At 52.6% G+C, this 13,642-nt stretch carries 15 protein-coding genes; 2 read left to right on the top strand and 13 right to left on the bottom strand.

Translation table 11 applies throughout. From position 1 onward, the window contains the following. Positions 1–9 precede the first annotated feature (9 nt). The 6 genes from H5P27_RS12355 to H5P27_RS12330 all read right to left on the bottom strand — a co-directional run bounded on the left by H5P27_RS12355 (position 10) and on the right by H5P27_RS12330 (position 4,796). Complete coding sequence (locus H5P27_RS12355) at positions 10–429, bottom strand: secondary thiamine-phosphate synthase enzyme YjbQ (RefSeq protein ID WP_185660708.1); 420 nt, start codon at positions 427–429, stop codon at positions 10–12. 6 nt (positions 430–435) lie between these two features. Beyond that, the gene (locus tag H5P27_RS12350; RefSeq protein ID WP_185660707.1) at positions 436–1,425 is read right to left on the bottom strand and encodes a S1C family serine protease; all 990 of its coding nucleotides are present in this window, start codon (positions 1,423–1,425) and stop codon (positions 436–438) included. A 1-nt stretch (position 1,426) separates the two neighbouring features. Further along, complete coding sequence (locus tag H5P27_RS12345) at positions 1,427–1,750, bottom strand: hypothetical protein (RefSeq protein WP_185660706.1); 324 nt, start codon at positions 1,748–1,750, stop codon at positions 1,427–1,429. A 249-nt stretch (positions 1,751–1,999) separates the two neighbouring features. After that, on the bottom strand, positions 2,000–2,629 hold the full coding sequence (locus H5P27_RS12340; RefSeq protein WP_185660705.1) for a sigma-70 family RNA polymerase sigma factor: 630 nt from the start codon (positions 2,627–2,629) through the stop codon (positions 2,000–2,002). A gap of 89 nt (positions 2,630–2,718) precedes the next feature. After that, a complete protein-coding gene (locus tag H5P27_RS12335; protein ID WP_185660704.1) occupies positions 2,719–3,672 on the bottom strand; it encodes a polyprenyl synthetase family protein in 954 nt (317 codons plus the stop codon). A gap of 143 nt (positions 3,673–3,815) precedes the next feature. Then, positions 3,816–4,796 (bottom strand): KpsF/GutQ family sugar-phosphate isomerase, encoded by a 981-nt coding sequence (locus tag H5P27_RS12330; protein WP_185660703.1) that lies wholly within the window; start codon positions 4,794–4,796, stop codon positions 3,816–3,818. A 128-nt stretch (positions 4,797–4,924) separates the two neighbouring features. On the opposite strand from H5P27_RS12330, the gene H5P27_RS12325 reads away from it, so the two are divergent. After that, entirely contained in the window at positions 4,925–5,686 is a 762-nt protein-coding gene (locus H5P27_RS12325) for a LysM peptidoglycan-binding domain-containing protein (RefSeq protein WP_185660702.1), read from the top strand. 7 nt (positions 5,687–5,693) lie between these two features. Here the strand turns inward: H5P27_RS12325 and H5P27_RS12320 are convergent, their stop codons facing one another. The 6 genes from H5P27_RS12320 to H5P27_RS12295 all read right to left on the bottom strand — a co-directional run bounded on the left by H5P27_RS12320 (position 5,694) and on the right by H5P27_RS12295 (position 12,388). Then, positions 5,694–7,664, bottom strand: a complete 1,971-nt coding sequence (locus H5P27_RS12320) for a glycosyl hydrolase family 28 protein (protein ID WP_185660701.1) — start codon at positions 7,662–7,664, stop codon at positions 5,694–5,696. 102 nt (positions 7,665–7,766) lie between these two features. After that, positions 7,767–8,222 (bottom strand): transcription elongation factor GreAB, encoded by a 456-nt coding sequence (locus H5P27_RS12315; RefSeq protein WP_185660700.1) that lies wholly within the window; start codon positions 8,220–8,222, stop codon positions 7,767–7,769. Positions 8,223–8,245: 23 nt separating this feature from the next. After that, the gene (locus H5P27_RS12310) at positions 8,246–8,713 is read right to left on the bottom strand and encodes a YiiD C-terminal domain-containing protein (protein ID WP_185660699.1); all 468 of its coding nucleotides are present in this window, start codon (positions 8,711–8,713) and stop codon (positions 8,246–8,248) included. Between the two features lie 83 nt (positions 8,714–8,796). Beyond that, a complete protein-coding gene (locus H5P27_RS12305) occupies positions 8,797–10,368 on the bottom strand; it encodes an apiosidase-like domain-containing protein (protein ID WP_185660698.1) in 1,572 nt (523 codons plus the stop codon). 66 nt (positions 10,369–10,434) lie between these two features. Beyond that, a complete protein-coding gene (locus H5P27_RS12300) occupies positions 10,435–10,875 on the bottom strand; it encodes a DUF5069 domain-containing protein (RefSeq protein ID WP_185660697.1) in 441 nt (146 codons plus the stop codon). A 7-nt stretch (positions 10,876–10,882) separates the two neighbouring features. Continuing rightward, entirely contained in the window at positions 10,883–12,388 is a 1,506-nt protein-coding gene (locus H5P27_RS12295; protein ID WP_185660696.1) for an aminotransferase class I/II-fold pyridoxal phosphate-dependent enzyme, read from the bottom strand. A gap of 117 nt (positions 12,389–12,505) precedes the next feature. On the opposite strand from H5P27_RS12295, the gene H5P27_RS12290 reads away from it, so the two are divergent. Then, entirely contained in the window at positions 12,506–13,261 is a 756-nt protein-coding gene (locus H5P27_RS12290) for an exodeoxyribonuclease III (RefSeq protein WP_185660695.1), read from the top strand. On the opposite strand, the gene H5P27_RS12285 is transcribed toward H5P27_RS12290, so the two are convergent. Beyond that, entirely contained in the window at positions 13,258–13,587 is a 330-nt protein-coding gene (locus H5P27_RS12285; protein WP_185660694.1) for an ABC transporter permease, read from the bottom strand. The genes H5P27_RS12290 and H5P27_RS12285 overlap by 4 nt on opposite strands. Positions 13,588–13,642 lie beyond the last annotated feature (55 nt).

Below are 13,642 nucleotides of genomic sequence, written 5' to 3'. Positions count from 1 at the left end.
AGCGCTTTTTTATTCGCCAATCACGGTGACGATAATGGATCTAGAATGCGGACTGGATCTATGCTCCCACAGAAAAACGCCCTGCCAAGTTCCTAGGAGAGGATTGGAACGGCTGAAGGGAATGGTTTCGGATGAGCGTGTCAGGGCCATCTTTATGTGGCTCGGCATATCATCTGGACCTTCGTAGGTGTGGGTAAAGTGCGGATCATTTTCCGGTACCAACCTATTCATGAATCCTTCGAGGTCGTGCCTGGCGCTTGGGTCCGCGTTTTCCATCAGCACTAGACTGCAGCTTGTATGCCTGCAGAAGACGGTGACGATTCCCTCGCTGAATTTGCTTTCGCGGATAGCGTTTCTGATTTGGTCACTAATCTCGATGGTCCGCTTCCCGTTGGTGCGGATGGTAATCTCAGAATGATATACAGGCATCTTCCTCTAATTTCTTTTTTCCAACAGGATTGGAATTTCTAGCTCTTGATTTCCCCGTTCTATGGTAAGCCTGATGAAGTTGCCTGGCTGGAGTTCGGCGATCAGGTCGCGAAATTGATTGATGCTCTCGAGGGTTGTGTCTTGGGCTTGGATGATTTTATCGCCCACTCGAAGATCGCTTTTTTCGGCGTTCGATTCTGCCGCTAATCCGGTTACGATTATCGACCTCTTGCCAAACTCTTGTCCACCTTGCTCCAGGAAGCTCGCACGTATTAAGGGGTGTGATACGCTTTTCTCAGATTGAAGTTGCTCAACTATTTTAGCGAGCTGGTCGGCCGGAATGATGTAGCTGGAGTCGACGTCAGGGAGTGCTGCCACGCTAATGCCGATTAGCTTGCCTTCCGAGTCGAAGAACGGGGATCCTCCTTCTGCCGGGCCGGAGGGAATGCTCACTCGCGTGTAAGTGAATGGGAAAGCGACCTCGTTAAAGTTACTTTCTCTACCCGTGACCAATCCCAATTTAGGAGTTGGATCCAGGTTTAGCGGACTTGAAATCGCATATGCGATAGATCCGATTTCTGGGGAATCGTTTGATGCATTAATGTCAATATAGTCGATTTTTTCCGGAGGTTGAGCGACTCTGAGAAGCGCAAGGTTGGTTACTGGGTCGGAGGCGATCGGAACAGCGAGAAACTGAGTTGCCTTGTGTTCGATTCGCATCCTTGGACCAGGCTCCATCGGCACCGCGTTGGTTAATACTGTTCCCTCGCTGTCTATGTAAAATCCAGTCATCACGGTGAGGGAAACCTTTGTGTCACCGTTTGCATCAGTCGTTTGTATAGCTATTTTGACCTTAACGACCGCGTCTTTGAAATTTTGATACAAATCGATAAGCCTCAATTCTGCCTCGAGCGGTTGGCTTTTCGATGTCGCTGGGTTCAGCGTAGCGAGCGCAGTAACGATTAGCGCTCCAACAAATCTAGCAATCCGCAGCATTCTAGTAGCTTTGCAGCTTGCTGTTGATGTCGGTTTTGACGCCAGCTTTCAGGCTATCCTGGGAAAAGGTGACTGGAGTGGCGTTGAGCTGGTATCCGTTTGCGACGTCAAAGCCGCTGCCTAGCAAATTGATCTTGTAGATGGTACCGTCCACTGAAAAGGCGTTGTACGCGTTCTTTTCTGTCTCCGCTTCAACATGGACATCGAAGGTTGGAGTCTCGGGAGTCTTCGTCTCGATCGGTTGCGTGGTGGCAAGAGAGCTGCCCGGGGTACTCGTGTCTGAAACGTGGCTGGAATTGCTGACCGTAAAGATTGTCAGGCTCATAGCTCCGACTGCCGCAGCGGGGGGACCTACTTTTCGCGCAAAAATCAGGCAGGCTCTTCTCAGACGGGTGTGTAGCGGTTGCACCTGTACAAGGGAGGATATCTGCCTGCTCCTAAACTCCTGTTCGAACTCCTCCCAGAATTGCGCGTCGGGCCGCTCCAGTTTCTTGAGCCGAATCAACTGGCTCAATTGCTGATCTGATTTGTTTGAAACTTTGATTTTGGAAGCGCTAAGCATCAGTTTCTGTGGCTACTCGACGTAGTCTTTCAGTTCGGCTTGAAGGAAGAGTTTGGCGTAATGCAGTCGCGATCGGACGGTACCGACTGAAGTCCCGACGATCTCGGCGATCTCCTTATGACTGAGACCATCGATTTCGTAGAGTGTGATTACGGTGCGGTGCTTTACGGAGAGTTTTTGGAAGGCATCGTTGAGCTTTTCCTGCAGCTCGTTCATCAGAGCCCTTTTGTCAGAGTCAGAGTCTGTAACGAGCTGTTCGATGAATCCGGCGGAGTGGTCCTCGTCGTTCATCTTCTCGAAGCTCAAGAATCGTCTCAGCTTGTTTTTGCGAAGATGGGTGAGGGTAGTGTTCAGAGCAATTCTGTAAAGCCAGGTAAAGAAGCTCGATTTTCCTTTGAATCTGCCGATGGACTGGAACGCCTTGATAAAGGCGTCTTGGGTTAAGTCAGACGCGTCTTCGCGGTTGGAAGTCAGGTTGTAGACAACGGCGTAAATGCGTTCTCGGTATTTTGTGACCAGCTCGTCAAAGGCTTCCACATCCCCCTCTTGCACCTTGTGCACGATCACAAGATCATCGTCAGCCTCTTGCTGCCGTTCCGGCGTGGAGACCAAGGTCTTGTTGATGGCCTTGCTGATGCTCATTTCGTTGAAGAGGAGGACTTTCCTAAAAGGTTATACCTGAAAAATCCTTTTTTAGAAGTCGGTTTTTTACTTTTGCAGCCACGAGCGACCTATAGGGCCGCCACTTGGTTCCATAGGAGTTGGCTGATAGTACGTAGGTGCAGGGAGGAGGGGTTATCTTCGAAGTGTTCGATCGCCTCCCTGCCTTTTCGAATTTCCTCGAAGATCGCTTGGCGCACCTCTTCGAAAATTCCCATTTCTTTGAGTTTCTCCAGCCACCGAGGCACATCTGCCTCGATCTTGCCTGCCAGAGTTTCCCTTAGCTCTTGGGCTTCGCTTTCTGGCAGTCGGTCACGCATTAGGATGATGGGCATGGTCGGTTTGCCGGTGGCGATATCGGTGCCGAGTGTTTTGCCGATTTTCTCTTGGGAGCCGAAGAGATCGGTCATGTCGTCATAGATCTGGTAGGCGATGCCTAGGTGTCTTCCAAATGCTGCTGCGGCTTCGATGTAGGAGCGATCGAAGCCGGCGAGCATTGCGCCTAGGTGACATGATACGCGGAATAGCTCTGCTGTCTTTAGATCGATGACGCGGAAATAGGTTTCCATATCGAGATCTGGGTCGCCTCGTTGCATCGTTTGCAGAATTTCGCCCGTGCAAACCTGTCTCATGGAAACCGCGATTTCGCGGCAAACCTCGTTGGTTGGAAACTGAGTCGCGAGGTAGACTGCGTGCGAAAAAAGTGCGTCGCCCAGAAGTACCGCGGTAGCGTTGTTGTATTTTTTGGCAACCGTGGCTCGATTACGTCGGATATCCGCTTCGTCCATGATGTCATCGTGGACGAGAGTAGCCAGATGCACTGTCTCAACAACTGCAGCCAGCTGAACTAGGTTTTTATCGACAGATCCCTCCGAATTCCAGCCGCTGAAGAAAATGAGCGAAGGACGGATGCGTTTTCCGCCTGTGTCGATGCTGTAGGAAACGTGTTCGCGAATCTCAGGCTCGAACTTCTCGACCTGTTGCTCGAGACATGCGTCCAAGGCCTCTAGGTGAGGTTGGAGCATTTGAAACAGTTCAGGGAGCTGTTTTGAAGTTTCCGCGCTGGGCGTTTGAGACGTGTTTTGCATCTATGAAAAGTAAACGCAGTATGCATCGCATACGACGCTCTCATTGCAAACCCGAATGCGCGTAGAGGGGCTCGCCGCGGTTAAACGACTCTTACTTTGGTCAGGTCTTGGCCGTCAATTATCCCGATTGGCCGATTTCCAGAGTCTACCACGATCAGATCGTCGATGCTGTGTCGCTCAAATTTTTTGAGGGCTTGGGCGGCGTAGGAACCGCTGGAAATGGTGATCGGATTGGCAGTCATCACGGAACTGGCCGGGCTATCCAGAAAATTGGGATGACTGAGGATGTAGCGGCGAATGTCTCCGTCGGTCATGATGCCAGCCAGGGTTTGGTCGGGATTGAGCAACGCGATGCAGCCGGAGCTCTTGGCAGACATTTCGGACAGGCAATCTTTGCACGGAGAATCGGAAGGGAGTGCGGCCAAGCGATCTTTGGATCTCATGATTTCGTCCACCTTGGGGGAGAGCACGCGGCCCAGAGCTCCGCCGGGATGGTATTTTGCGAAATCCTCCCTGGAAATGGCATTCAGCTCCAGAAGGACCATGGCGACTGCATCGCCGATGGCCATGGCGGCGGTGGTGCTGGCGGTCGGAGCCAGCTCGAGAGGGCAGGCTTCTTTGACGATGGAGTAGACCAAGGTGGCGTCGCACATACCTGCCAGACTGGAGTCTGGTTTGGCGGTTACGCCGATGGTCTTCACATCGAATCGTTGAACCATGGGCAAAAAGCGTAGGAGCTCCGCTGTTTCGCCGCTGTTGCTGAAAGCGAGTACGGTGTCTCCCTGACGGCAAAGACCGAGGTCTCCATGCAAAGCTTGCACGGGGTCGAGGAAGGTCGATGGGGCGCCTGTCGAATTCAAGGTGCCGACTAGCTTTTGGCAGATGTGGGCGTTCTTACCCACGCCGCTGAGGATCAGCTTGTTTCCCTGCTGCAGAGTGGAGTGCAGGATACGCACTGCATTCGCAAAGCCTTCGTCCAGCGTGTCCTTCGTAGCTTGGAGAGCGGCGATCTCGATATCTAAGCAGAGTTTTCCTTTGGCTATGATTTCAGGTGTTTCCATTACGTTGGGAAGCAAAAGTATCTATTGAGGATTTAGGACTTGGAAACGTAGCTTGGGTTGCTGTCTTATGCGGTGAAGGACGATACTAAATGACGCTAAGGGCTAACGCTTCCAGACTAATTTTTTTGATGCTCGCTGGGCTCGCTTTGCTAGCGGGCTGTTCCCAGCAGAACTCGCTCGAGGTGCTGAACGAGGAGGAGGAGCCGATTTTCAGAAGAGCTCGCGACCTCTACGCCCGCGGCATGGAGAACGAGGCCTTGGAGAATTTTCTTAAGCTCATCCAGCGTCGCAATGGCAATGCCCCCGAATCTCACCTAGATGCGGGCAATATTTATTTGAAGCACCTTCGCGATCCGGTGTCGGCTATTTATCATTTCAAGCATTACGAGGCGCTGATGCAGCGGAGCGATCGAGACGATGCCGAAACACGAATAGCCTTGGTCGAGGAGAGGATCAAAACGGCCAAGAAGGAGTTCGCGATGACCTTTGATGCCAAGGTGTATAAGGATCCTTTGGAGCGACTGAAACTGCTCGATACGATCGAGGCTTTGCGTTCGGAAAACGAATTGCTGAAGCGACAGCTTACCGATGCCCGCAATCGCCTGAATTCTCCCGAGGAACCGCAAGTCGCGGTGCATCGTTTGGAAGATTCGGCACCGGTTTTGCGGCCCGAAGCGACGCTTCCGCGTGAGCCGATCCCAGAACCGACTCTGCAGGTTCCTCAAGACAGTGGCCGGAGGTATACGATCAAGTCAGGGGACTCGCTCTACAAAATCTCTCGTCAGGTCTATGGAGACGGCAGTCGCTGGAGGGATATTTTGGAGGCCAACCGTGACCTCATTCCTAACGAGAGTAGTCTCAAGGTCGGCACCACAATCCGAATCCCCTAGATCTCGACTACCGGATATTGGCGGACCTTTCACCGCTTATTTCGGGAATCAGGGAGTTTTCGCTACCGTCGCTGACCTGTTTCAATTCCACGTTTTGCGTGTTGTGAAATGCGAAAGCCGGACCCTTTTGGGTTTCGATTTTGACGTTTTCGAGAGTGATGTTTTCCGCATCGGTAGCAATAAAGCCTTGGTTGGCAGAAATTTGAATATTCTCGAATTTGAGATTCGCCACCAATGACTCCTCCAATCCGGTGATTTCTACCGCTCGAGCAGCTCCCTCGCAGCTGATATCCTTGAAGAGCATATTCTTAAAGGAAGGTGGCACTTCGCTGGCCGGCTTCAGAGTGCTTGAGGAATAGAAAGAGTTTATGCGGATGGCCTGACCTCCGATGTCCGACATTTTGATTCGCTCGCAGTAGAGGTCCTCTATGAAAGCGCCTCTACCTCGCATGGATTTTAGTCGGATACCCCGATCGGTGCCGACGAAGTAGCAGTCATGAGCGTAAACGTTACGGACTCCGCCCGACATTTCGCTGCCGATAACGACTCCGCCGTGCCCTTCGTTCCCATAAATATTTCGGATGACCACGTTTTCTGTTGGGCGCCCTACACGCCAGCCATCTTCGTTGAGCCCGGATTTCAGGACGACACAGTCGTCTCCAGTTGAAAAATAGCAGTCCTCGATCAGGAGATTACGGGTGGAGTCCGGGTTGATTCCATCATTGTTTGGACCCGAGGTGGTCACCTTGACCGCTCTTACGACCATACCGTCCACATAGATAGGATGGAGTGTCCACATGGGGCCGTCGACGAAAGTGAGGTTTTCGATCAGCACGTCCCGGCAATTGACGAACTGAACGAAGTTCGGGCACAGACCTTCGACCGTGTCGCCCATGATTCGCTCTTCCGGCGGAAGGCCGTCTTGAATCATCTGATACAGTGCCTTTGCGGCCGCCTTCTGGTGCTTTCGTTTCCAGCCCCACCAACTGTGGCCTTGGCCGTGGAGCACGCCTTTCCCGCTTAGGGCTATATTCTTCTGACCATTGGCATAGATCGGAGCGCTGTAATTGTAACATTCCATGCCCTCCCATCGTGTGAAGACGACGGGCAAGTAATGGGAACGGTCGGTGCTAAACAATACAGTAGCACCCTCGGATACATGGAAATCCACATTGCTTTTCAAGTGAATCGGCCCGGTTAACCATCTCCCAGCTGGGACGAGCACTCTTCCTCCTCCGGCGTCGGCGCACGCCTCAATAGCTTTGGCTATCGCCTCCGTATTCAGCTCGAATCCGCCCTCGATTGCACCGTAATCGACGATGCTGAAAACCTGGTCAGGAAACTGGGGTACCTTCAGAGGCTCCATATGGAAGTAGGGGCTTAGGTTTTCGTACAGCTTGGTTGAGCTCGCTTCGATCTCCGTGGGATCGATACCTCCGAACAGAGAGGTTAAAGGCCGCACTGGAACGAGTTTGATTTGGTCTATTTTTGTTCCGGAAACACGGTGGGAGATCGTTATCTCGTTGTCGCCTGCAGGTAGCTCGAAACTAATGTCGCGGGTCCGGTCCAGTACGGTCAGTTTTCTCCAAACCCAGTTGTCAGCCCAATCGTGAACGAACCAGGTCAGTTGTTCTCCGTTTACATCCACGAAAAATGAGTCCTTTCGGGTGCGTGGAGCGCCTGGAGTGAAGACTTTGCCCCAAAGCTCGTACTCGCCTGCTTCGGGGATTTCGACGTGGAAAGTCGCGTGTCCCAAGCTTTGCTCAATCGTTTCTGCGTTGGGCTCGGTTTCCGGCGCCCAAATGTAGGAGCCAGCGGAGGCCTCGGTATCCGAAAAGATTTGGAAGGGAGGAGTCGGGTTGCCGTTCTCGGCCTCGAGTAGGATTTCGGAGTGTTTCGAGCTGCCGTTGAGATTGGCAATGAGGAGGCTCAGGCTAGTCAAAGCGACGCTGAGACGAAAGGGGGCGATCGACTTCATCGAGAGGTATGGGGTTCGGGGTTGAGCAATTTTCACGCAGAACCCAACACGTGTAAGCGGAATTGGCAAGCCAATGCGAAGGGTTGTGCGGAAAGGGAAAAACTAGCTGAGCCGCAGGATTTTCCGCCCGCCGGCATCTTGCCCGAGCGATTTGCCGATCATTTGGGAGCCAAGCGGGGATTTGGGAGTGACCACCGTGATGGGACCGGATTCGGTTTCCAGCTCTAGGCCGCCTCGGGCTGGACCGATGAAAAATACTTCTCTGCCAGCCGAGCCTAAAGTGGTGACCAACGATCCGATCGCGGCGGGGCCAGTGGAGCTATCGTTTGGCAGGTTGAGGTTTTTGTAGGCCTGCAATGCCTGTTTCATGTCCTTAGCGTAACCTGCCTGGGCGGTTGCCACGTATGAGGTTTCTAGGGCTCGAGTGTCGTATTTGTTTTCGGCTCGGGACTCCTCGTCCGTGGCTTCTTGAGCGCTCTCAAGGGCTGCTTTGGAAGCGTTTTGGAGCTCTTGCTCGATAACTTGGATGATTTGGGCGACGAGAAGGGTTTTATCCATAGAGACGTGAATCCAACACTGGTTTAGGAAGGATCCAGATCGCGCGTATCGTATTCACAAGTCAATGTCGCGGTTTCGCCAAGTTCATCGCTCAGATTCACTTCGAGGCTGACCTTAGCTCGAGCCTTGCGCGATAGCATGCGAAGGAACTGTTGCCACTCTTTGTCGCAAGGCACGGTGCAGCTCGCGAATATGGTCGATGAGTTGGAGTCGATTTCTCGGTTTTTCTTGAAGGAGCAGCTCGTGAGGCTGGTGAATGGCTTGTAGTTCAGGCGTTGCAGCGTGACTTGGAGGTAAGCCCAGGCCGTCAACTGACACAGTGTTAAGCCGCTCAGGTCCGAAAAATCCTCATCTTTGAGGTTGGGGCTAATCTTGGGCAGGGACAGCTTGAGGGATTTTCCGTCGGCCTCTACAACCCGGCAATCGATTGTCCGGGATACGGGAATCCGATTGTGCAGGAATTCTTCGATGCGTTTTATTGGGAGCTCCATCACGCATGATTTTGGCGCAGCCACTCTGAATTGTCGAATCGAGTAGGGCGTTTTCCTTTGGCTTAGGGACTAGTCCCTGCAGGCTAACTCTTTTGAACCCAAAGAACCCAATCCTCCGGCTCTGGAGTGAGGAAAATAGTTGAGGCTTTGCTAATTTCGACCGAGCCATTCCACTCGCCGGTGCGAGGATTGAACCACTTGGCGGAGCCATTGTCGAAAGGAAGCTCGAGATTGAAAGTGGTAAAGATGTCGCTGGCGCTTGCGTTTTGATCGGAATAGAAGCCACTCCCGTTCTTTCCGCTGTGGCCCTCGTGAGAATCTGGATTTGCAACATAGATAATGCAGGAATCCGAATCGGAGGAACGCATCGCTTTGGCGAGTAGTGGTTTGTTGCCGGCTATAGAGTCATCTGACACCCATCCGTTGAGGTCACCGCAAGTCTCGCTTAGAAAGGTTCGGATGTGGAGGAGGTCATGGGCGCCCGAGTGCAAGCGAGCTGCGTGGCATGCGTCGTAGTAGCCGACTATTCCAGATTTGTGCCCGCTGCCTTTTCCACTGGTATCGAGACCGTGGTAGCTTGGGTGTCCTCCCGAAAGAATCATACCCCAGAAGAGTCGCCGGAAATAGTAACGCGGAACCAATGGAGCTAGTTCGTACTCGGATCGATCCTGATCGAGAACGATAGGTTTCGAGGATAAGGGCGCATTTGCGGTGACAACTTCCCCGTGCACTTGTCCTAGGGAGGACAGCGAAGTCATGCCGCACCACTTTTCGCCATTGAAAAGGAAATTCGCGAAGCGGGGCTGACCACAGGTGATGAGGGAATGCCATGGTGCTTGCTCGTATATCGTTTTGCCGAGCTTAGAGAGGGCTTGAAGCGTTACGGCACTGTCCTTGGCTGGATCGATCTCGGAGGCGAGGCTCCAGTGAACGTTAGCCAAAGGACTGAACCGTTCGCAGACGTAGGAGACCAATAAATGGCTCAGAATGTCTCCCTCCTCGAATTTTTCGAGCTCTTCCCGGTCTTGGGCGAAGAGGTTTAGCTGAAACTGGATTTTCGGGAATCGACCGAGTGCGAAGAGAAGCCGCTTTTCGACTTCGTCCCAGAACGCGAGGTTTAGCTGTTTCCGGTTGGGACCATAGAAGTTCGATACGGAATCTTCGGACTCGCCCAGTCGAACTCGGATTTTGGTAAATCCCGCTTGGGCTGCTTGGTTGATGTAGGCGGCCCAGTTGTCCTGATCTGGTGAAAGCAAAGCCTCTGCAACGTCCCCCAAGTGTAAGAAAGCGGTGCCGTTGTCGTATTGAAATTGCCGATTGTCTTGTAACGAAACACGGAGCTTGCCCGGCAGGTCAGAGGTACGGACGTGGATAAGCCCGCTGGCGACTCCCTTGCCGAGGGAATTTTTAGCCTCCCATTTCCACTCGCCGCTTTCGGGTAGGTAACACCGGGCCACCGCTTTGCCGTCTCCCCGAGCGAAGGCGTGGGCGGAGATGCGAGCTCCCGATGGGAGCGTGTAGGTGAGTTGCAAGGGCAGAACCGGAATCTTAGCGGTCACTACATGTTCGCCCGAGAACTCCAGTTCGTGGCAGCCCCCACGTTTGGCGGGCAATGTCCCGCTACTTAGGACTTCCTGATCAGAATAGGTTGTCATAGTTGTACAAGAGACGGAGTTGGTGTCCGATCGGCCCGCTAGTTATGCGGGTAGGGCAACTATATGTTAGGGGATTCGTTCCTCGTCAAACTCGATCATGTCGGCGAAAGTCATCAGATCGTCGCGATCCTCGATGCCCATCTTGCGTTTTGCCGAATCGAGGGCTTCACGTCCCATAGGGCTCAGTCCCTTTTGCACCACCTCGCGGTTCCATTTTGCGACTTGGAGATCTTCGGGCAGAATTTTCTTCAATCGCTCCTCGATTTCAGCGTCATCCGTTGATTCACGGACGATGGCTTCCACATCGTCTGGATCGATGCCCAAGTGGAGGCAGAGGAAGCGGTCGAAGCCTTTCTTGTAGTTGCGTTGGTATGACTTTCCGAGCTCCCCTTTAACAGCTTTCTTCGCTTTGGCGATGAACCGCGGCAAGTGCAGCAGTCCATTAGGGTGGGGAATGTAGGGTGAAGGAAGGTCGTAGTGGACGACGCCAGTATCGGGACGTGACATGAGTGTTTTAGGATTTTGCGTTTAGACCAATTTCGAGGGCTGAGATAATTTCCTCAGCGGGCTCATCTCCCACCGAAAGGCGTAGGAGTTCGGGATTGATGCCGCAGCGGAGCAGCTCTTTGCGACCCTCCTCGCAACTGACGAGAGAGTAGTGAGCGAGATAAATGTAGGGGCAAAGTAATGTGGACCGCATGCCGAAGCTAGGCCCCTTGGGCAAAGGGGTGGCATCCAAAAAAGTCGCGAGCTCTGAATTCAATTCGAAGGAGAGCAAACCAGCGCACGAATCCGGGCTGCGGGAGATCTTTTCGAAATTCGCCCGAGTCTGCTCCTGTTTTGCCCAATAAACGCTAGCAACTTTAGGGTGTTGTTCGAGGAAACGAGCTACGATTGGCATCGACTGGTTTATTTTCTCCGTAAGCTTACCATAGCCGCCAATTTGCTGTGCCAAGCGGTCGAGGTCTCTCGAGTAGGGAGCTTCTACGTTTTCGCGAATGCTATTGAGGATTTCTTCTCCTCGGGGGCAATTTTTCGTTATCGCGTTCAAGCCAAGCAGCACGTCGCCTTCGTTGGCTGCATATTTGGTAAGGCTGTTTACGATGATGTCAGCGTAAGGGGATACGTCTATGTTCGCCGGAGACGCGACAGTCGGATCCACAATGAGATAGGCACCGTGTTTTGTCGCTAAATTACGGATACGTTGGAGATCGACAGTTTGAATTAACGGGTTTGTTGGGGTCTCCGTGACAATGCCTGCTACGGTGGATCCGCATTCTTCAAGCTTCGACTCCAAGGCATCGAGATCCAGCACGTCCATTAGCTCGATATTGTTGGAGTTTTCAGCTCCGAGTTTATCGAGGATGTGCATGGTGTCGGAGTAGAGCCATCCCAACTTCACCCAATTGGTTCGACCTTCTGGCTCTTGAACGGATCGTACCGCCTCGAACGCTGCGTAGAAGGCATTCATCCCCGAGTTTGAAAAGACGATGTTTTCCCGATCTACTCCCAGAAGAGGCTCAAGCTCGTCCAGTATCCGGTTTTCGCTATCACCTTCGTAGGTGACTTCGGCTTGTTTTTCGGAAATGACCCCTTCTGCAAAAAGATAATCCTCTGCTTGTCGCGAGGACAAGAAACCGCCCACATGTTGTAGGAAACTCTTCGCCTCTAGATTTGTTTGTGGATCGTCTTGTATCCTAATCGCCGATACTCCTCTATGTTTAATCAACTTGCTTGGAGTCGAACCCAAACGGGCCTGTAGGCGCTTGGCCATTTTCTCGCTAGAGGTGGGCCAGAACCTAGCATCCGGCTTTTCGAAGAGGCGTTGCCAGTGGGATTCGATTTGCCGCAGGTGCTGGTGAAGCACAAAACGCGGGTATCCGGAATCCAGTTTAGCTAGGGTTTCGGGCGACTTCTCTTCATAGCCAATCACGTCCCGCATCGTTGGTATGCTGACTGATACGGCATGTTTAGAGTCAGGTATGGCCTGGCCCAATGGTATGTGTCGTCCGGCTGTCATTTCTTGGTGGAGGTGGGGACTTTAGGCGGCGCCTACCGCTTGTCGAGCGCTAGATAGCGAGTCGAATTTTGGTGAATTCAGTTTGATGCCTCGGGGAAGGTGGTTTTGAACGCTCGGATGAAATTTGTTTCTTGGAATGTGAACGGTATTCGGGCGGCCCTGAAAAAAGGGGCTATGGATTTCTTCGATGGAAGTGGAGCCGACTTCATTTGTTTGCAGGAAACCAAAGCGACCGCAGAAATCGTCAAAGGCTTTGAATGGATTGGCTATGAGAGTGTCTTAGCCAATGAGGCGGTCAAAAAAGGCTATTCCGGAACTGCTATTTTGTCCAAGGAAACGCCTGAATCTATCTTCTATGGATTGGGTATGGAGGCACACGACTCCGAGGGGCGCGTGATCACGGCGGAATACTCGGATTTCTATTTGGTCACCGTTTACACCCCGAATTCGCAAAACGAGCTCAAGAGGCTTGATTACCGTCAGGAATGGGACCGCGATTTTCTCGCCTTCGTGAAGAAGCTAGAGGAAACGAAGCCGGTTATCTTTTGCGGTGACCTAAATGTGGCTCACACCGAGGATGATCTGGCAAATCCGAAGACGAACCGGAAAAACGCGGGTTTCACGGACGAAGAACGAGCGGGTTTCGACTCAATTTTGGAAGCGGGCTTTGTAGACACTTTTCGAGAATTTACCCAGGGGAAGGGGCATTACTCCTGGTGGAGTTACCGTGCTGGCGCTCGGACTCGGAATGTGGGGTGGAGAATCGATTATTTCCTCATATCGCAGAGCCTTCGTCCTCGGCTCAAAGGAGCAAGGATCCTTCCTGAAATTCTGGGCTCGGACCATTGCCCAGTCGAGATGACCTTGGCTTAGGACGTCTCGAGGCGTTTTTCGTTATCCTCCTGCTCTTCACCGGGCTCCGAGAAAGGCATTCCGTCGTAGTGGTTTCGGGGATAGCGGCTTATCCGATTGAAACGTGATCGGAGTAGTGGGCCAATCAATCCGCCGATCGCGATACCTACAGCAAGCCCCAAGGCCAACCCTATGGTGGGGCTGTGTGGCGTCTGGCTCGCTCCGATTATACCGCATGCTGCTCCTAGGATGATACCAAAATTTGCTCCGATCGGAGAGGCTTCTCGCCTGTGGCGAAGGTGCGGTCGCACCCTATCGGAACTTCGTACTATGAGCAGGTCATCCATCTCTTACCTTTCGTTTGTCTACTTGGGATTCTTTACGGACTTTTTACTGTAGAGC

The organism is Pelagicoccus albus (genome assembly GCF_014230145.1).
Classification (GTDB): Bacteria; Verrucomicrobiota; Verrucomicrobiia; order Opitutales; family Opitutaceae; genus Pelagicoccus; species Pelagicoccus albus.
The sequence above is the reverse complement of the archived record's forward strand: the minus strand, read 5'-3'. Positions and strand labels throughout refer to the sequence as shown.